The 18,701-nt window shown below is 65.3% G+C and carries 14 protein-coding genes; 13 read left to right on the top strand and 1 reads right to left on the bottom strand.

The features are described 5' to 3' along the window. Positions 1–8 precede the first annotated feature (8 nt). The gene (gene ubiE / locus LK540_RS12640; RefSeq protein ID WP_229437656.1) at positions 9–743 is read right to left on the bottom strand and encodes a bifunctional demethylmenaquinone methyltransferase/2-methoxy-6-polyprenyl-1,4-benzoquinol methylase UbiE; all 735 of its coding nucleotides are present in this window, start codon (positions 741–743) and stop codon (positions 9–11) included. 586 nt (positions 744–1,329) lie between these two features. Between ubiE and LK540_RS12645 the strand changes: the two genes are divergently transcribed. The 13 genes from LK540_RS12645 (at position 1,330) to LK540_RS12705 (ending at position 18,666) form a co-directional block, all read left to right on the top strand. Beyond that, positions 1,330–1,641, top strand: coding sequence for a Flp family type IVb pilin (locus LK540_RS12645; RefSeq protein ID WP_229437657.1), 312 nt, complete (start codon positions 1,330–1,332; stop codon positions 1,639–1,641). Positions 1,642–1,722: 81 nt separating this feature from the next. Continuing rightward, entirely contained in the window at positions 1,723–3,072 is a 1,350-nt protein-coding gene (locus LK540_RS12650) for a pilus assembly protein TadG-related protein (RefSeq protein ID WP_229437658.1), read from the top strand. Beyond that, the gene (locus LK540_RS12655; RefSeq protein ID WP_229437659.1) at positions 3,069–3,959 is read left to right on the top strand and encodes a hypothetical protein; all 891 of its coding nucleotides are present in this window, start codon (positions 3,069–3,071) and stop codon (positions 3,957–3,959) included. Before LK540_RS12650 ends, LK540_RS12655 begins: the two co-directional genes overlap by 4 nt. Then, positions 3,956–4,810 carry a hypothetical protein gene (locus LK540_RS12660; RefSeq protein WP_229437660.1) on the top strand — a complete coding sequence of 285 codons (855 nt, stop codon included), beginning with the start codon at positions 3,956–3,958 and terminating at the stop codon, positions 4,808–4,810. The genes LK540_RS12655 and LK540_RS12660 overlap by 4 nt, the downstream gene beginning before the upstream one ends. After that, positions 4,807–5,583, top strand: a complete 777-nt coding sequence (locus tag LK540_RS12665; RefSeq protein ID WP_229437661.1) for a hypothetical protein — start codon at positions 4,807–4,809, stop codon at positions 5,581–5,583. The genes LK540_RS12660 and LK540_RS12665 overlap by 4 nt, the downstream gene beginning before the upstream one ends. After that, positions 5,580–5,798 carry a hypothetical protein gene (locus tag LK540_RS12670; RefSeq protein ID WP_229437662.1) on the top strand — a complete coding sequence of 73 codons (219 nt, stop codon included), beginning with the start codon at positions 5,580–5,582 and terminating at the stop codon, positions 5,796–5,798. Before LK540_RS12665 ends, LK540_RS12670 begins: the two co-directional genes overlap by 4 nt. A 3-nt stretch (positions 5,799–5,801) precedes the next feature. Then, positions 5,802–6,788 carry a Flp pilus assembly protein CpaB gene (cpaB, locus tag LK540_RS12675; protein ID WP_229437663.1) on the top strand — a complete coding sequence of 329 codons (987 nt, stop codon included), beginning with the start codon at positions 5,802–5,804 and terminating at the stop codon, positions 6,786–6,788. A 57-nt stretch (positions 6,789–6,845) separates the two neighbouring features. Further along, complete coding sequence (locus LK540_RS12680) at positions 6,846–8,516, top strand: type II and III secretion system protein family protein (protein WP_229437664.1); 1,671 nt, start codon at positions 6,846–6,848, stop codon at positions 8,514–8,516. Positions 8,517–8,528: 12 nt separating this feature from the next. Further along, complete coding sequence (locus LK540_RS12685) at positions 8,529–10,346, top strand: ATPase, T2SS/T4P/T4SS family (RefSeq protein ID WP_229437665.1); 1,818 nt, start codon at positions 8,529–8,531, stop codon at positions 10,344–10,346. After that, on the top strand, positions 10,343–11,203 hold the full coding sequence (locus LK540_RS12690; protein WP_229437666.1) for a type II secretion system F family protein: 861 nt from the start codon (positions 10,343–10,345) through the stop codon (positions 11,201–11,203). The genes LK540_RS12685 and LK540_RS12690 overlap by 4 nt, the downstream gene beginning before the upstream one ends. A 20-nt stretch (positions 11,204–11,223) precedes the next feature. Beyond that, positions 11,224–12,156 carry a type II secretion system F family protein gene (locus LK540_RS12695; protein ID WP_229437667.1) on the top strand — a complete coding sequence of 311 codons (933 nt, stop codon included), beginning with the start codon at positions 11,224–11,226 and terminating at the stop codon, positions 12,154–12,156. 4 nt (positions 12,157–12,160) lie between these two features. Further along, the gene (locus LK540_RS12700) at positions 12,161–13,372 is read left to right on the top strand and encodes a DUF192 domain-containing protein (protein ID WP_229437668.1); all 1,212 of its coding nucleotides are present in this window, start codon (positions 12,161–12,163) and stop codon (positions 13,370–13,372) included. Beyond that, on the top strand, positions 13,348–18,666 hold the full coding sequence (locus LK540_RS12705) for a DUF6765 family protein (RefSeq protein ID WP_229437669.1): 5,319 nt from the start codon (positions 13,348–13,350) through the stop codon (positions 18,664–18,666). The genes LK540_RS12700 and LK540_RS12705 overlap by 25 nt, the downstream gene beginning before the upstream one ends. Positions 18,667–18,701: the final 35 nt, after the last annotated feature.

Here is an 18,701-nt window from a genome sequence, read left to right on the forward strand (position 1 = left end):
CTTGCTCCTCACATCTTGATGCCGGTGTGCAGGGCTGCCACACCCGCCGTCAGGTTGTAGTACTGCACGCGTTCGAGCCCGGCGTCCTGCATCATGGTCTTCAGCGTTTCCTGGTCCGGGTGCATGCGGATCGATTCGGCCAGGTAACGGTAGCTTTCCGAATCGTTGGCGATGCGCTGGCCCAGCCATGGCAATACCGAGAACGAATACAGGTCGTAGGGCTTCTGCAGGGGCGCCGCCACCTTCGAGAACTCCAGCACCAGCAACTTGCCGCCGGGCTTCAGCACGCGGCGCATTTCCGCCAATGCCTGATCCTTGTGCGTCATGTTGCGCAGGCCGAAGGCCACGCTCACCCGGTCGAAATAATTGTCCGGGAACGGCAACTTCTCTGCGTCACAAAGCAAGGTGGGGGTGACTAGTCCTTTATTCAACAGACGATCGCGGCCCACGCGCAGCATCGACTCGTTGATGTCGGTCAGCCAGACTTCGCCGCTCGGCCCCGCCTGCCTGGCAAAGGCCTTGGACAGGTCGCCGGTGCCGCCGGCAATGTCGAGCACCTTGAAGCCCGGACGCACGCCGGCCTGGGCGATGGTGAAGGTTTTCCAGATACGGTGCAGGCCGCCGGACATGAGATCGTTCATCACGTCGTATTTCGCCGCGACCGAGTGGAATACCTTGGCGACTTCGTGGACCTTGTCGTCCTCGGAGACCGTTTTGTAGCCGAAATGGGTGGTGTTGGTCATAGTGCTCTGCCGGTTGATCTTGCCGCATTATACAAGCGACATAGAGCGGGGAGCGCCGGTGCCCGGCCGCCAGCCGGACGCTGCTGTTTCCGGCACAGCGCCGAAGCCTGAAAACGCCGTGCCTGCACAAAATTCATGCACGTGCAAGGGGCGCACGATACTGTTGCAGAAGTGGTACTAGCCCCGAAAAAAATTTTCCTTAAAAGAAGCAGTGAATCCATTTAATTCGCCTATGACGCATGCAAATCGCATAAAGAGAGAAACGCAAAGGCGTTCGAAAAGGGATTCTCACCAATTCGCACATATTTGTTAAAAGCAATAAACGGATTTAACAAAAGAAACTTACTTTGCATAATTTTTTTCTTACAGCCAATAAATGTCACACAAGCTCACAGGAAAAATTTCGCTTCGACAATTTACGCCAGTAAATTTAACAGACGCTTAAGCACCGGCTTGCATATACCCCATTCCGTTTCGGAAATGAAATTTCACAAGTGCATGATTTAATTACGCAATTCAATTGAACCGCGGTTGAGCAGGAAAAATCGCAATGCTAGCCTTTGATCTCCATCAACTAGGAGGTCTTATGCGTACCACTTTTAACTTCTCGAAACTGCGCCTGCGCAAACAGCGCAAACAAACCGGTCAAGGCATGACCGAGTACATCATCATCGTGGCACTGATCGCCGTATCGGCCATCGCTGTCACCCAGTTGTTCGGCACCACGGTACGTACCCAGATGGGCGCCATCGCCAGCGAAGTCGGCGGTAATAACGCCTCGGCAGACATTACCAAGGCCAAGACGGCCGGTGCAGCCGCCGCCACCGCAGCGCAGAAAAAACGTGCCCTCGACACCTACGGCGACCAGACGACGACTGGCTCGGCCGGCACGCAATAAGCGATCACCCGATTGCGCCGCACTGTTCCTCCTGCCATGCCGCCTCTCGGGCGGCATGGCGGCCCAGGTCCCCTACGCACCATGATCGACTTTTCCTCGCCAGGCCACCGTGCGCGCCTGCCTTTGCGGCAGCGCGGCCAGGCCATGATCTTCGGCATCCTGGTCGTGCTGGGCGCGGCCGTCGCCACCTTTTTCGTGTTCAACACCGGCCAGATGACCGCAGAGAAAACCAAGCTCGTGAATACTGCCGATGCCGTGGCCTACAGTGCCGGCGTCATGCATGCGCGCGCACTGAATTTCGATGCCTACACCAACCGCGCCATGATGGCCAACGAAGCCAGCATCGCGCAGATGGTCAGCATTTCATCCTGGCTGCAGTATGCACAGGGCCACGTCAAAGGCGTAAAGCCGCTGGCTTGCTATACCCAGTATTCAATTCCTGTCGCCCTGGCCACGGTCGAATACATTCCCCTGTGCTATGCCCTTTCCTATCCGGCCGGCGCCGCAGTAGTGGGGTATGCCAACAACGCCTTCAACAGCGTCGGGAATATCGGCAGTCTGGTTCTTGACCGGGCGGACGTCGCCAAGCGCCAGCTGAAGCTGATGCAGAACACGATGTTTCTTGGTTTCACGATGGCACGTACCGACCTGATGCGCAGCGTGGCCGATGCCAACTACCAGAACGACGGCAGGGTGGCCGTCGACGGGATGCCCCTGAAGGATGACTGGAATTTGTTCGAAGGCAGCCGGCCGTTTATCGCCTATCGTAGCGGCAACGCTCGTACGCGCATGAAGGAAGCCATCGTGACCAGCGCGAACCGCGACGATTTCGTACGCGAGCGGGCCTGGGATTCGAAGTCGCCCTGGCCCTGCAGCATCCCAATCGGCGAAGCCAGGCGCACCGGCAAGACCGAGCTCAAGAATTTCACCTCCTGGCAGGCGAACGACAGTGCCAACTTCAAGGTCCGCTCCCTGGGCTTTTTCTCATGCAAGACCAACAAGACCTACGGTCTCGGAAGCGGTAGCCGCCAGGCCTCGGCGAATACGGCGTGGCGCTACAACGGCGTGCCGGATTTCTACGAACTCTCCGATGCCGCGCTCGCCTACTCGCCCAACAGCACGAATGCATCCAAACGCGGCGACCCGCGTGTGCAGTTCGCGGTACGCCTGACGCGCGACAAGGGCCAGACCAGGACCACGGGCAACAAGGTGGACATCAAGCCGACCGGCCAGCTCGACGTGTTCGACGGCGATCCCGCCCGCGGCATACTGGCCGCGGTGTCGACCTCGGAAGTGTTTTTCGATCATCAGCACTCGGATGGCGCCACCGAACTCGGCAGCCTGTTCAACCCCTACTGGCAGGTCCACCTGGTCGGCAATTCGGCTGCGTCGGTAGCGGCCGCCAGGGCACTGCAAGGAGCGACACCATGACCCCTCCCCATTTGTTCCGGCACGCGCTTTCGCTGGTGCTGTGCCTGTCCCTGGCAAGCACGGCGGCGCATGCCGTGACCGCCGCCGAACGGCGCGTCGATACCGCCACTGCTCCGCACCTGGCGCTCGCGCAGGGCGGCAAGCCGGTCACCGTGCACTATGCGCACCTGAAGGACGACTACCGCGCCAGCCCCGGCGTCAAAGGCCACCTGGACGACCTGAAGCAAAAGGTCGCCTTTTGCATCGCGGCCAATCCACGCCTCGGCCTGCCGGTGCGGGCGCCTTCCGAGTTCCCGGAGCAGGCCCTGCGCGTGCACGAATTCGAATATTCCGCCCCGAACCGGCGGATCGTGTATGCGGTCGTCTACAAGGTGCGCATGGCCGACGACTGCAGCCTGGTGGAAGCCGAGGAGCGCAACGCCGTGCTGAGTTCAGCCAAGGGCGAATGCACGATCGACCTGGTGCGCAAGACCGCACATGGCGTTTGCGATGCGCGCGCCCACGCCGATGCCGTGGCCCATCCGCCCGCGCCGGGGCGCGAGCAGATGGAAAAGACCCGGGCCGCGCTCGAGGCCGATCCGCGCCTGGCGGAGCGCATGGCGGCCCTGCGCCGCGTAATGGGCGGGCCCGCCCCGGCCGGCGGCCCGAAGCGCAACATTGCCGGCCTCGCATGCGAAATGGTGCAGGGCGCCGGCGGCATCCACGGCTGCGTCAGCAAGGCAGGCAGTTTCATTCCCACCGTCGGCGTCGAGGGCGTGACGCTGCAGCGCACCGTCGGCAAGGAAAGCTCGACCGCGGTGGAAGCCAGGCTGGACATGAAAACCGATCCAGCCATCTTCGCGCCCTACCTGAAGGGTGGCTTCACGATCACGGCGGAGCAGACATGAGCACGCGCCGACTCCCGCCTGGCGCGGCGGCCGCGGGCCAGGCACTGGTCGAATTCCTTGGCCTGGCGCTGATCCTGGTGCCCTTCCTGCTGCTGCTGCCGATGATCGCGAAGTACCAGGACATCGCACACGCCACCGACATGGCCGCACGCTACGTGGCCTTCGACGCCACCGTGCGCAACGATGCGAACGGCGGCAACTGGAAGCCGAACGGCGAGCTGGCCGGCGAAGTGCGGCGCCGCTTCTTCAGCAATCCGACGGCGCCGATCAAGACGAACGACACGCCGGGCGACTTCAAGGCCCACCAGAATCTGTTCTGGCGCGACCCGCTGGACAATGCGCTGATCCGCAACTTCGACAGCGATGTGCGCATCAGCTTCGGCGAAAGCGCGAGCCCCGACCGCGGCGCCGGTTTCCGCGGTGTAAACGAAGGCGCCATCTTCATCCGTCACGATGCACTGGGCGTCAAGGCGCGCGGCGTCTTCCGCGGCAACGTCAGCGTCAGCGTGGCCAACCTGCCCGATTCGCTGACCGGGCCGACGAAAAGCTACGAGCGCCTGAAATCGCTCGACCTGGTGATCCGGCGTCACGTGGACCTGGTGCCGGATGGCTGGACAGCGAAAGATCCCGACCAGACCGCCAGCCGTATCGACAGCGCGGAAATCAACACAGGCTCGACCTTCAAGCTCCCGTTGTTCGAGTTCCTGCCGCCGGTTATCGAGGCTGCCGTCGTGGTCATGGAAAGTCCGTCCGGCTGTTTCTCCCATTGCGGCCCGAAACTCGGCGAACTCGACTACTGGAAAGAAGTCGTGCCGGCCGACCGCATCGTGCGGCCGAGGACAGGGCAATGATGGGCGTTGTACTGTTTATCCGACTGGCAAGCGCGCTGGGTCTGGTTCTCGTATCCGCGTTGAGCCTGCTGCCCCTGGCTGCCGCCGCATCGTCTCCAGCCTGGCCGCGCGTGGCTCTTCCTTCCGGCGCCACCCCCTACCAGCTCGGCGAACAGATGTCCGTGAACGGCACCCCGACGCGCATGCAGGGCTTCGTCACCCGCACCGCACCGCTGGACACGGCGGCCTGGTTCCGCACCAGCCTCGGCCAGCCGCTGGTCGAGAACAACGTACAAGGCAAGCTGGTGCTGGGCCGGGCCGAGGGCGACTACTACGTATCGGTGATGCTCGAAGCGCTGCCGGGCGAGCGCGGAGGCACCCGCGGCACGGTCACCGTCGCGAACCTGAAGACGGCCTATGAACAGCGCGACGCCACGCGCGCCATCAACGAGCGCATGCTGGCGCGCCTGCCGAACGGCAGCCGCCTGATGAACCAGCTCAGCTCCACCGAGCGCGGGCGCGCCACCGCCTACATCCTGGCCACCAACGGCCACAGCCAGCAGCTGAACCGCGACCACCTGGTCAGGCGGCTCGAAGCCGAAGGCTACATCCTCGAGCGCGAGGCGGCGCCGAGCCAGGCGCGCACGCTGGGGGTGCCGGCCGAGGTAGCGAACGGCCACACCCTGTTCTTCAAGGGGAAGAACAAGGAAGCCATGGCCGTCATCCGCCCCGGCGAGGAGGCGGGCAGCGCCATCGTGGTCCAGACCGTCAATCTTGTGGAGGAACGCAAATGACACAGCAACGCTTGCGCCGTCCGGCGCACGGGCGCCAGCGCGGCCAGTCGACGATGGAATATGTCGTCACCTGCGCGGCCCTGGCCGTGGCCCTGTTCCTGCCGGTCCCCGGCAGCGACAACGGCGCAGGCTCGCGCAACACGATCCAGATCCTGCTCGACGGTTTCGAAAAGGCCTACCAGCGCTTTACCCATTCCATTTCCCTGCCCACGTAAATCATGAACCTCGCAGCCAAAGCCACAGCCACCGTTACCCATATCCGCCGCCTGCGGCCGAACCGCACCTGGGCCCTGCTGCTGGTCGCCCTCACCATCGGCGGCCTGGCCGCGATGTCGGCGCGCAGCTACCTGAACCGCCAGATGCAGGCCATCGAGAACAGCGCCAAGGGCAAGACCATTACCGTCATCGTCGCCAAGAACGACATTCCGAAGGGCGAGGTACTGTCGGCCGAGAACATGGCCCTGCGTCCGATCCCGGCCGAATTCGCGCACTCGGTCGCGCTCTCGCCCGAGGACTTCGAACGGGTCGACGGCCAGCGCCTGGCCTACCCGGTGAAAAGCGGCGAAATGATCCTCTGGGGCCTGATGGAAACCGCGCGCGTGCCGACCTTCTCGGCGAATGTCGCCGCCGGGCGGCGCGCCATGACGGTGCCGGTGGACGAGATCAATTCGATCTCCGGCATGCTGGAGCCGGGCGACACGGTCGACCTGCTGGCCACGCTCGACCGCAACGGCAAGAAGTCGACCTTCCCGGTGATGCAAAGCGTGACCGTAATGGCCACCGGCCAGCGCTCCCAGGACGATCCGAAGACCGGCGGCGAGCGCCAGTACACCACCGTCACCATCGACACCACCCCCGAACAGGCCAGGCTCCTGATCGCGGCGCGCGATGCCGGACGCCTGACCGCCCTGCTGCGCAACCCTCAGGACAAGGCAGCCCTTCCCGGCCAGTACGACGTGGCCGCACTGCTGGGCCTGACCAACCCGGCGCCGCAAGGCGGTACGCGCCGCGTGCGCGCCGCGCGCCAGGTACCGGTCCTGTACGGCGGCAACCTGAACGCGGTACCGCCCGGCGCACTGCGCCTGGGCGGACGCGCAGCGGCGCCGGAGCCCGAACCGGCACCTACGGCGCCGGCCGCGTCAGGCGCCCCCGCCCCGGTCCCGGCATCGGCCCCGGTCGTCGCACAAGCCAACACTGAATTCTGATCCCGCGCCGCGGCCGGGCAGCACGGCCGCGGCGATAACTTCCCACCAACCGCACCCATGACATTGACCATCCTGAACCACCGCCGTGCAACAGGCGCCCCGCTGCGCAGCGCCGTTGCCATTTGCCTGGGCCTGGCCTGCTCGGGCACCGCCTCCGTTTCCACCGCCCAGGCCGTCCCGGCGCACACTTCGCCGGCCCTGGCGCCGGCGCCGATCACCGGCGCCACTTCCCCCAATCCGGCCGCGGCGCGCCGCGACACCGCCGGCGAGATCCTGCGCGCGAAACCGGGCGCGCGCCGCGACGCCGCCAAGACTACCCCGTACGCGCCGGTGAAGAAAACCGAGGACGACAGCCAGATTCCGGAAATCGAGATGTTCGTCGGCGAGTCGCGTGTGTTCCCGACGCCGGGCGTGGCGCGCATTGCGGTCGGCAACGGCGCTATCCTGTCGGCCGCCGCCCTCGACGAAAAGGAAACCATCCTGTTCGCCAACGGCGCCGGCAGCTCGACGCTGTTCATCTGGAACGAGGATGGGCGCTACCAGCGCATCAAGGTCAACATCGTGCCTGGCGACATCGCCCGCGTCGCACGCGACGTGGCGGCCTTCATGGCCTCGATCCCGAATGCCAGGACCTCGGTCGTCGGCGACAAGGTCATCGTCGAAGGCAACGCCTTGTCCGACGAGGACCGCGAAAAGGTGGCCGAACTGGCCAAGCGCTACCCGCAGATCGTGAACTTCACCAGCGCGATCGGCTGGGAAAAAATGGTCATGATGGACGTGAAGGTGGTCGAGTTCCCGAAGAGCGAGCTGCGCGACATCGGCCTGAAGTGGAACGCCAATGGCGGCGCCGCGATCGGCAGCATCTGGGGACCGATCCGCCGCGGCCACGACGGCCCCTACATGATCGACATTCCGGGCGGCGGCAACGGCTTGCCGATCTCGGACGCGCCGCCGCCGGGCTCGGGCGCAGGCAACAGCAACGGCACCGCGACCATCCCGACCTCGCTGAACGTGCTGGGTGCGCTGAACCTGGGCCTGTCGGCCGAGCTCAAGTTCCTGGAGCAGCAAGGCACCGCCAGCATCCTGGCCGAACCCCAGCTGTCGGCGCGCAGCGGCTATAAAGCCAGCTTCCTGGCCGGCGGCGAGTTCCCTTATTCGGTCGCGAGCCAGAACGGCGTAACGATCCTGTTCAAGCAGTACGGCATCAAGCTCGAGATCGAACCGCGCGTCGGCCGCGACGGCATCATCCGCGCCGTGATCGAATCCGAGGTCAGCTCGATCGACCCGTCGGTGTCCACGCCCTCCGGCCCGGCCCTGCTGACGCGCCGCACCAAGACCGAGTTCAATACGCGCGACGGCGAGACCATGGTCCTGTCCGGCCTCCTGCAGCGCAACATCAGCGACGACGTCGACAAGGTGCCCTTCCTCGGCAACCTGCCGGTGCTGGGACCGCTGTTCCGCTCGAAGCGCTACCAGAACCGCGAAACCGAACTGGTGGTGTTCGTGACCCCGACCGTGGTCGACTCGCGCAGCCCCGGCCTGGTCGACCGCGTTCAGAAAACCACCGAGCGCCTGTCGGAACGCCTGGACCGCTCGCCTTACCTGAGCGACCCGCTGCAGCCGGGCAGCGATTCGAACCGCCCCGACCGCGTGCCAACCGGGACGCCGCAACAATCGCTGCCGGCTCCCGCCACGGCCCCGGCTGGCGCGCCGCGCAACACGCAGTAAGAAGGAGATATCATGCTGCAGATCGAAATCACCGACCCGGACGGCACCCAGCGCCTGCTGCAGGCGCCAGACGACTGCGTCATCGGCAAGGGCCGCGACAACGAGATCCGGCTCGACAGCTGGCGCGTGGGCCGCGAGCACGCGCGCCTGTTCCGCACCCCCGGCGGCGTGCTGCTGGAAGACATGGGCGCCTTTGGCGGCGTGTTCGTCAACGAGGAGCGCATCGACGCCCAGCACGGGCCGCTGCGCGGCGGCGACATCATCGGCGTCGGCCCCTACCGCCTGCGCGTGCTGGAACACGAGCAGCCGGTGCTGGTGCAGGCCGCCGCGCCGGGCTCGCGCTCGAGCGCCGCGATCCACCGCAACCAGCAGGCCACCGACGCCCTGAACGAATCGCGCGCGCAGGCCGCGCGCGCCCAGCAGGAAATCCTGCGCACGGCGGCCGACGCGCCCGCCCCCTCGCGCGACGGCTATCCCATGGTGCTGTCGGCGCAGCCCATCAAGGAGCTCGAGTTCGAGTGGCGCAAGCGCATCCACAACAAGCTGCTCGACATGATCGACCTGCGCCGGCGCGACGTGTCGTCGATGACCGACGCCCAGCTGCGGGGCGAAACCAGCAGCCTGATCGCCGAGATCATGCGCGAACTCGGCAGCGAGCTGCCGCGCGAACTCGACCCGGCCCTGCTCAGCCGCCAGGTGCTCGACGAAGCCATCGGCCTCGGCCCGCTCGAGGAACTGCTGGGCGACGACAGCATTTCCGAGATCATGGTCAACCGCTACGACCAGATCTATGTGGAGCGCAACGGCCGCCTGCAGCGCCACCCGCTGACCTTTACCGGCGACCGCGCCGTGCTCGGCGTGATCGAGCGCATCGTGGCGCCGCTCGGGCGCCGCATCGACGAATCCTCGCCGATGGTCGATGCGCGCCTGAAGGACGGCTCGCGCGTGAACGCCATCATCCCGCCGCTGGCGCTGAAGGGACCGACCCTGACGGTGCGTAAATTCGCCAAGCGCAAGCTGACTTCGAAGGACCTGGTCGACTTCGGCGCGCTGAGCCCGGAAATGGCCGCCTTCCTGCAAATCTGCGTGGAGGCGCGCAAGAACATCATCGTCTCGGGCGGCACCGGCTCGGGCAAGACCACGCTGCTGAACATCCTGTCGAACTTCATTCCCGACGGCGAGCGCATCATCACGGTGGAAGACGCGGCCGAGCTGCAGCTGCACCACGAGCACCTGATCAGCCTCGAATCGCGCCCGGCCAACGTCGAGGGCAAGGGCCAGGTTGCGATCCGCGACCTGGTGAAGAATACGCTGCGCATGCGGCCCGACCGCATCGTGGTCGGCGAATGCCGCGGCGCCGAGGCGCTCGACATGCTGCAGGCGATGAACACCGGCCACGAAGGCTCGCTCACCACACTGCACGCGAATACCCCGCGCGACGGCCTGGCGCGCCTGGAGACCATGGTGCTGATGGCCGGCATGGACCTGCCGCTGACGGCGATCCGCGAGCAGATCACCTCGGCGGTCGACCTGGTGGTGCAGCAGACCCGCTTTGCCTGCGGCTCGCGCAAGGTCACCTGCATCACCGAGGTCACCGGCATGGAAAGCGGCAAGATCCAGCTGCAGGACGTGTTCCGCTTCGTGCACCGCGGCTATGGCCGCGACGAGCACGGCGAGCACAAAGTGCAGGGCTACTTCACGGGTTGCGGCATGGTGCCGACCTTCTACGAGGAGCTGCGCGCCGTGGGCAATGAGCTCGACATGAAGCTGTTCACCCAGCACCCGAACGAATTGGTGGACGAGCGCGGCCATGACGAGGTGCGGCGATGATGAGTTCCACCGTCCTGCTGTCGTACACCGTGGTCGTGGCCCTGGCCAGCGCCGTATTGGCCTGGTTCGTGATCGACATGGGCACCGTCACGCTGAAGCGCTACCGCACCAGCTTCACGAAGAGCGCCGGCTTCAAGGCCAGGGAATTCTTCCTGTTCATCGATCCGCGCAAGCTGTTCGTCGTCAACCTGGCCGGCATGGCGCTGGTGCCGTTGCTGGTATCGATCCTCACCGGCAGCGCGCTGCTCGGCGTGCCGGTGCTGCTGTTCATGGCGCTGCTGCCGCGCACGCTGTATGCCTGGATGCGCAAGCGGCGCATGCGCCAGTTCGAGGAACAGCTGCCCGACGCCCTGATGATGCTGGCCGGCGGCATGCGCGCCGGTATCGGCCTGAACGCCGCCATCGCCCAGCTGGTGACCGAGACCACGGGCCCGCTGGGCCAGGAGTTCACCCTGCTGCTGCGCGAACAGCGCCTCGGCCTGCAGCTCGAGCAAAGCCTGTCCAACCTGGCGCGCCGGGTGCCGACCCAGACCACCACGCTGGTCGTGTCGGCCATGCGCATCGCCACCGAGACCGGTGGCGGCCTGGCCGAAACACTGGAACGCACCGCGCACACGGTGCGCAGCCGCCTGCAAATGGAAGGCAAGATCGGCGCCCTCACCGCCCAGGGCAAGCTGCAGGCCTGGGTGGTCGGCGCGCTGCCCTTGGCCCTGATGCTGGTGCTGAACAAGATGGAACCCGAAGCCATGTACTTCCTGTGGCACGACCGTATCGGCTGGGCCACGCTGGCGGTGATCGGCGTGCTCGAAGGCCTGGGCGTCTACGTGATCCGCCGGATCGTCGCCATCGACGTCTGATCGTCATTCGACACTTCGCCATGCAAAATTTCCTGCTCTCGCATTCGAACACCGTACTCCTGCTGCTGGCCATCCTGATCGGCCTGGCCGCGGCGCTGGTCGGCTGGCTGGCCAGCCGCGCCGTGGCCAGCGTGCCGCCCGAGGACCGCGAATACAAGGACCCGCCGCCGCTCGGCTTTCGCCTGCTGTGGTGGCCGATCCATGCGCTCGCCTACTTCATCGACCCGCTGGTGCCGGACAAGTCGCACCAGGCCTTGCAAGGCAAACTGCGCAAGGCCGGCCTCGACTTCTCGCTGTCGCCGAGCCAGTTCCTGGCCGCGCGCCTGGTCGCCGCCATCCTGCTGGCGCTGGTCTGCTGCTGGATCCTGGGCTCGTTCGACCAGCCCGGCGCCCTGGCCGAGAACATCGGCCTGGACGCCTACCTGTGGGCGGCCTGGTTCGGCGCCGTGTGCGGCTATGTGTACCCGGCGATCTGGCTGCGCGACCGCCTGGTCCAGCGCCGCAGCGAACTGCTGAAAAGCCTGCCCTTTTACCTCGACATCGTGACCCTGTGCGTGGAAGCGGGCCTGAACCTGCAGGGCGCCCTCAGCCAGGCGGTGGCGCGCGGCCCGAAAGGCGTGCTGCGCGACGAGATGCAGCGCGTGCTGCGCGACATCCGCGCCGGCAAGAGCCGCGCCGACGCCCTGCGTGGCATGGCCGAGCGCCTCAACGAGCCGGGCGTGAGCACCTTCACCGGCGCCGTGATCCAGGCCGAGAGCATGGGCATGAACCTGGGCCCGGTGCTGCGCGCCCAGGCCGACCAGCGCCGCAGCGAGCGCTTCCTGCGCGCCGAGAAGCTGGCGATGGAAGCGCCGGTGAAGCTGCTGTTCCCGCTGATCGCCTTTATCTTCCCCTGCACCTTCATCGTGCTGTTCTTCCCGATCGCGATGAAGTTCATCCACGACGGACTGTAAGACCATGACCGAGCGCCCCATCCTCCTGCACACGGCCAGCGGCGCCCACCCCTTGCGCGTGGCGCTGGCCGACGGTTTCCTGACCCGCCTGCGCGGCCTGATGCTGGCGCCGCCGCTGGCGCCGGACGCCGGCCTGCTGCTCACGCGCTGCGCCAGCGTGCACTGCGCCTTCATGCGCCAGGCCATCGACGTGGTCTACCTCGACGCCGCCGGCGCCGTGGTCAAATGCGTGCCGCGCGTGAAACCCTGGCGCGCCAGCGCCGCCGATCCGCGCTCGGGGGCGCGCCACACGCTGGAACTGGCGGCCGGCGCCATCGGGCGCCTCGGCATCCGGCCCGGCGACCGCCTCGATCATCCGGGCCTGGCCCCCGCAGTACGGCCGCGGGTGCGCACGCACGCCCAGGGCGGCCTGGCGATGGTCGAATTCGTCGTGGTCAGCCCGATCATCGCCGTGATCGGCCTCGGCATCATCCAGTACGCGCAGCTGTTCTTCGCCAAGAGCCAGATCAACCATGCCAGCTTCATGGCGGCGCGCGCCGGCAGCCTCGGTCATGCGAATCTCGGCACCATCAAGGCGGAATACGCCAAGGCGCTGATCCCGCTGTACGGCGGCGGCACGAATCCGGCCGAGCTGGCCGAGTCGGCGGGCAAGGCGGCAACGGCGGTCGGGCTCAGCGATGTCGCCATCCTGAACCCGACCAGGGAAAGCTTCGATACCTACAATGATCCGAGGCTGCAAGCCAAGTACAACACCAATTCCCTGCGCGTGATTCCCAACTCGCGGCTGGCCTTCAAGACCCCGTCGGTAGACAGCGCTTCCGGCCAGACCATCCAGGATGCCAACCTGCTCAAGCTGCGCATCGTCCACAGCTACACGCCCACCATCCCGCTCGCCAGGACCATCTTCAGCGCCTACCTGAAGGCGGCCGATCCGCGCAACGACGCCGCCTACACCCGGATCGTGCAGTCGGGGGGCATCCCGGTCGTCACCAACGTGACGCTGCACATGCAGTCCGACGCCATCGAAGGCTCGCCGATCAGTGCGCCGGGCACCGGCAACGGCGGCAACCCGACCAATCCGGGCGACCCGCCGGTGAGCGACACGCCGTCGCCGCCGTGCACCGGGATCGCCTGCAACGAGGAAGTGCCGCCCGATCCGGTGGACCCGAACGCGCCCTGCACGGGGCCGGATTGCCCGATCTGCCCGGTGGTTTGATGAACAGGACATTCATGCGCACCTCATGCATCCGGCTCGCTGCCGCACTCGGCGTCCTGTCGGCCCTGTCGATGGCCGGCGCGCCTGCGCGCGCCCAACTGCCGCCGATCGGCAGCCCGGGCATCCCGGGACTGCCCGGCACGCCCGTCTGCCCGCCGAACAGCAGCTGTGCGCCGGGCACGCCCACCCCGCCAACCAATCCGCCCGGCACCTGCGGCCCCGGTCCCGGCGGCGCAACCTGCGGCGGCGCGGGTCCAGCGGCCATGGGCGGCAGCACCGGCGTGAACGTCGGCGCCGGCAATCCGATCAATATCATCAACGGCAACAAATACCAGCGCGAAGTCGACATGGCGCCGCTGCCGGGCGTGCTGGGCCTGGAGATCGTCCGCCACTACAACAGTTCCCTGAGCGGCCCGGGCGCCTCCACCAACCTGGTCGGGCGCGGCTGGAAGCTGTCGTACGAGACCGACCTGTACGTGTCGGGCCGCACCCTGCAGGTGGTGCAGGCCGACGGCAGCCGCATCATCTTCAATCGCGACGCGCGCGACCCGAGCCTGTGCGCCAGCGACAATCCGGCCGATGGCCGCATCTCGGTGCGCAGGACGGCCAGGGGCGAAGAATACGTCTGGCGCTGGATCAACGGCCGCGAACTGAGCTTCGACAGCCGCGGCAAGCTGGTGCAGATCCTGGCGCCGGGCGGCCAGTTCGTCAGCCTGCAGCACGACGCGCGCGGCTTGCTGGTGAGCGTGACCGATCCGCAGGGGCGGCGCCTGCAACTGCAGTACCTCGACAAGGCGCAAAGCGCAGCGGGCACGGCTTTCCGCGGCGTGCAGGGCATCGTCAGCCCGGTCGGCACCTTCCGCTATCGCTACGGCAGCCCGGCCCCGAAGGGCGCGCAAGTTGCAGCCAGCACGCTGCTGGCCAACCTGGTCAAGGTGGAGATGCCCACCGGCGCGCGCACCTACCACTACGAGAGCCCGGGTTTCCCGACCTACCTGACGGGCATCAGCGAGCTGGCCACGAACGCCGCAGGAAAAGTCGAATGGCAGCGCGTATCGACCTATGGCTACGACAACAACGGCAAGGGCAACCTGAGCGTGAAGGGTTATCCGGCGCGCCTGGCGCGTGGCAACGACGGCAAGCCGCTGCAGCCGGCGCGCCTGGTGGCAGGCACCGGCGTGCAGCAGATCACGCTCGAGCATGGCGCGGGCACGACCACGCTGACCAACAGCCTGGGTCAGAAAACCGTCTACCGCCACGCCATCATCGCCGGGCAGTACCGTTTGCTGGAAGCGCTCGGCGCCGGCTGCGTTACCTGTGGCGAAACGAATGTGCGCTATGGCTACGATGACGCAGGGCGCCTGGTGGCCATGATGAAGCTGGATTCAAAAGGCACCGTGCTGTCGGCCGAGAGCACCCAGTACGACGCCCAGGGGCGTCCGCATATCGTATCCCATCACTCCTATGCCAACGGCAAACCGCTTGCCGGCAAATGGAAGATGCGCTTCGAGTACGCAGGAAACAGCGATTCCCCGGCACGGATCATCCGGCCCAGTGTCGTCCCCGGGAAAGAATACGTAACGGAAATTGTGTATGTCGAAACCGGCGCTGCACAGGGACAGCCAGCCTCGGTGACGGAACACGGCTTCCTGCCGACTTTCGAAGGCACGGGTATAGCCGGCGTCATCGAACGGCGCATTGGCTATCGCTATGACGGATATGGCCAGCGGATCGAAATCGATGGTCCCCTGCCCAATGCGGCTGGCAAGGCCGGCCCGTCGAACAGCGACATCAGCCGCACCGAATACGACACCCGCACCAAGATGCCTCTACGCACGATCGCGCCAGGCAACGTGGTCACCGAATTCCTGGCGCGCGACAGCGCCCTGCGCCTGACCGCGATGCGCACCCGTGACGAGGCCGGGAGCCAGACCGTCACCATACGCCACAATTGGCGCGGACAGCCCGAGGAAGTGCGCATCGACAGCACCCTGGCCGACGGCAGCGGCCCGCAATCGCGCACCATCCGCTACAGCTATGGTCCGAACGGGCGTCTGCTCAGTGTGACCCAGCCCGGCAACCTGACCAGCCGCTATGTCCATGACGCGGCCGGCCGCATCACGCACCGTATCCTGCCGGACGGCAGCAAGCTGGTCGCCACCGTGGACACCGAGGGGCGCCAGCAGGAAGCAGCCATGTACAGCGCCCAGGACCAGCTTACCGGCCGGGCCCAATTCGGCTTCAATGCACGTAACCGCCTTGCGGCGACCGCAGATGGCCTGGGCGCGCAAGGAAGCGTTTCATATACCGATGCAGGGCAGGTCGCGCGGCTGACAAATGCGCTGAGGATCGGCACGCAATTCGCATACGACGCCTGGGGCCAGCTGATCAGCATGACCAGCGGCGCCGGCACGCCCGAGGCCAGCACGATCGGCTTTGCCTACGACGTCCACGGCAGGCAGATCAAGGTAACGGACGCAAAAGGCGTGACAACCCAGCGCCGCTACGATGACTTCGGCCGCAAGATGCTCGAGGTTAACGGCGACCGTGGCATCGACCTGTTCTACTACGACGCGGCGGGACGCCTGCTCGTGCGTTCGGATGGCCGCGGCGCAATCACGCGCTTTGCCTACGACGTGCAGGGGCGCATGCTGAGCGTCGGCTCCGACAAGATAGCCGGCCTGGTGCAGTACCGATACCTGGGACGCAGGCTGGTGGAAGTGCTGGCCACACCTGACGGCAAGGCCGAGCACGCAACGGAACGTATCCTGTATCGCCACGATGCCATCGGGCAGGTGCTCGAGGAGCGCCGCAGCATGGCGCGCATGGACGCTGCCCCGGGCCAGCCACCGCTGCAGTTCATCACCGCCAGCGAATACGACGAAGCGGGACGCCTGCTGCGCCAGACCCTGCCGGACGGCCACAGCCTGTCCTATCGGTATGCCAAGGCCGGCGGCCAGCTGGAAGCCATCCTGTTCGATGACGAAGCACTTGTCACCGGCATCAGGCAGAGCGTAGCGGGCGGCTTGACCGGCTATACCCATGCCAACGGCGTGCAGCAACGCATCGTGCTCGATGCACGCGGACGCACGGCCGAACTGGCAGCAGTCGGCGCTGCCCCCGACGCGCGCCGCTGGTGGACGCGCATGATGGCCTGGTTCGGCGCGCACGAAGCAGCGCAGCCGCGGGTGTTGTATGGCCAGGCGAATCGTTACGACGCGGCGGACCGCCTTACAGCCATCACGCGCCAGCTTGGCGCAAGCGGATCTGGCGCCGCGCAGGCACGCAGCGAAAGCTATGGCTATGACGCGCTCGACCAATTGACCACCATTGCAACCGACAGCGGCGCCATGTTGCACTACGCCTATGACAAGGGCGGCAACCGCACGGCGGAGCGGGGCGAGCCCATGTTGACCAAGGTGAACGCCGGCAATGCGGGCCAGGCGCCAATGGCGCGCACCTACCTGTATGCAGAAGGCAGCAACCGCCTCCTGGGCGTGGCGCGCGCAGCGGATCGCCAGGACGGGAAGGCCGCCGAAACCGGCCTGTTCTACAGGCCAGGCGGCCTCCCGATGGCGCAGATCGCGTTCCCGCCGGCATCTGGCCAGCCCGATATGGCACAGCAACGCAGCCGCCGCATCGTGTATAACGCCGCGCACAGGCCGATTGCCGTTTACGGCACCGATGGCGAACTGCTTGCCGCCTATCGCTACAACGCCGACGGCGAGCGTTCAGCCAAGACGGTGTATGCCCCGCCAGTGGCGGCGACTGGCTTCGTTCGCACCGCCGCTGTGACAGGCCGCAAGAGTGTCACTACCTACAGTTTATACCGCGACCAGCGCCTGGCCGCCGAGGCGGACAGCGAAGGCCATATCACCGCCCACTATGTGTATTTGCACGGCAAACCGGTCGCCAGGATCGACATGCCCCCGAACCGCGGCTGGCTGAGCCGATTACGCACGTCGATATGGGGCGGCCCGGACAGCGCCGCCCACGTGTACGCCATCCATACCGACCATCTCGGCACACCGCAGGCGGTAAGCGACGGCGCCCGGAATATTGTCTGGCAGGCCAGTACCACTGCATTCGGCAAAGCACAGATCCTGCACGCCGACCTGTCCGCTGCGAGCGGCCGGCCATTCGAGATGAACCTGCGCCTGCCGGGCCAGGTGTACGACGCCGAGACGGGCCTGTCGCAGAACTACCTGCGCGACTACGATCCCGAACTGGGACGCTATACCAGTCCGGATCCGCTAGGACTCCAGGGTGGAATCAACCCTTACGTATACGTGGGTTCGAATCCACTGACCCGGATCGATCCGCTGGGGCTGTACCAGAGCGACATCCACTATTACATGACGATGTTCCTGGGCATCGCTGCAGGACTAACCCCGGAAGAAGCTCGAATTGTGGCGCTCGCGTCGCAATATGTCGACGATAACCCCCTGACAAAACCTCTAAACCTTGAACACGGCCTCGGAAACGAACACCGAACCAGATTGCTGACCTACCACTTTACGGCTGTGACGTCTTATGTGGATCCAAACACTGGATTGATAAAAGGCGGAATATTTGATTACGGTTCGGCCCCCGACAGTACCGATTATGTGGGGCCTTCACTAAACGAGCAGTTACAACGCCTTTACGCTGCTGCCGATCTGAGTGGATTTGATGAAAACGTGGTGTGCAAACGTGGAACCAGACTGCAGTTCCTGGGTGAGTTCATGCATTCGTTCGCCGATACCTTTGCACATCGCGACGCGAATAACGTGCCATACGACCTAACTTTTGGCATGGGCCATGGCGCTAGTTTGAGTCATCCAGACTACACCTACAGGCACGGCAACTGGCAACTCAACGAAGCGCGTACGCTTGAAATGGAAAAAAGAATGTACGCGCTATTCGCCGAAATCGGTGGAACAGGCGCCGTTCATCCACTGAGCGAAATAGAAAAGCTCCTCGAAGATTTCAATAAAATCCCTGAGCACGAGGATGAGGACGATCACACTGCCAAATACCAAAAAACCGCTCCAGGTACAAGTAGGAAAATACAGCTTCTTCAATCCAAACTTAACGAGTGGGGTATCACGGAAGTCAATTGGACTAACCCTGGCCCTACGAAAGGAATCTATTCAGCTGATGCTGGGGCTGCAAATCGCAATAAATTCTTATGCGACGTTAATAATAACGCGTTGGATCAAAGGCTATACCAAGGCACGATTCTTCCGCTCTGCAACACTTCGGCGACACCAGGGCCAGACAATCTCCCCCCTGGTTTTCAAGGAACACCATGAGCATAATCAAATTCAGACAACCTATACTAGGACTG

The sequence above is a fragment of the Massilia sp. IC2-278 genome (assembly GCF_020708045.1).
GTDB lineage: Bacteria > Pseudomonadota > Gammaproteobacteria > Burkholderiales > Burkholderiaceae_D > Telluria.

Bases quoted from the DNA above. Each gene is read 5' to 3' on its own strand.
- ubiE (WP_229437656.1), bottom strand. From the start codon at position 743: ATGACCAACACCACCCATTTCGGCTACAAAACGGTCTCCGAGGACGAC.
- LK540_RS12645 (WP_229437657.1), top strand. From the start codon at position 1,330: ATGCGTACCACTTTTAACTTCTCGAAACTGCGCCTGCGCAAACAGCGC.
- LK540_RS12650 (WP_229437658.1), top strand. From the start codon at position 1,723: ATGATCGACTTTTCCTCGCCAGGCCACCGTGCGCGCCTGCCTTTGCGG.
- LK540_RS12655 (WP_229437659.1), top strand. From the start codon at position 3,069: ATGACCCCTCCCCATTTGTTCCGGCACGCGCTTTCGCTGGTGCTGTGC.
- LK540_RS12660 (WP_229437660.1), top strand. From the start codon at position 3,956: ATGAGCACGCGCCGACTCCCGCCTGGCGCGGCGGCCGCGGGCCAGGCA.
- LK540_RS12665 (WP_229437661.1), top strand. From the start codon at position 4,807: ATGATGGGCGTTGTACTGTTTATCCGACTGGCAAGCGCGCTGGGTCTG.
- LK540_RS12670 (WP_229437662.1), top strand. From the start codon at position 5,580: ATGACACAGCAACGCTTGCGCCGTCCGGCGCACGGGCGCCAGCGCGGC.
- cpaB (WP_229437663.1), top strand. From the start codon at position 5,802: ATGAACCTCGCAGCCAAAGCCACAGCCACCGTTACCCATATCCGCCGC.
- LK540_RS12680 (WP_229437664.1), top strand. From the start codon at position 6,846: ATGACATTGACCATCCTGAACCACCGCCGTGCAACAGGCGCCCCGCTG.
- LK540_RS12685 (WP_229437665.1), top strand. From the start codon at position 8,529: ATGCTGCAGATCGAAATCACCGACCCGGACGGCACCCAGCGCCTGCTG.
- LK540_RS12690 (WP_229437666.1), top strand. From the start codon at position 10,343: ATGATGAGTTCCACCGTCCTGCTGTCGTACACCGTGGTCGTGGCCCTG.
- LK540_RS12695 (WP_229437667.1), top strand. From the start codon at position 11,224: ATGCAAAATTTCCTGCTCTCGCATTCGAACACCGTACTCCTGCTGCTG.
- LK540_RS12700 (WP_229437668.1), top strand. From the start codon at position 12,161: ATGACCGAGCGCCCCATCCTCCTGCACACGGCCAGCGGCGCCCACCCC.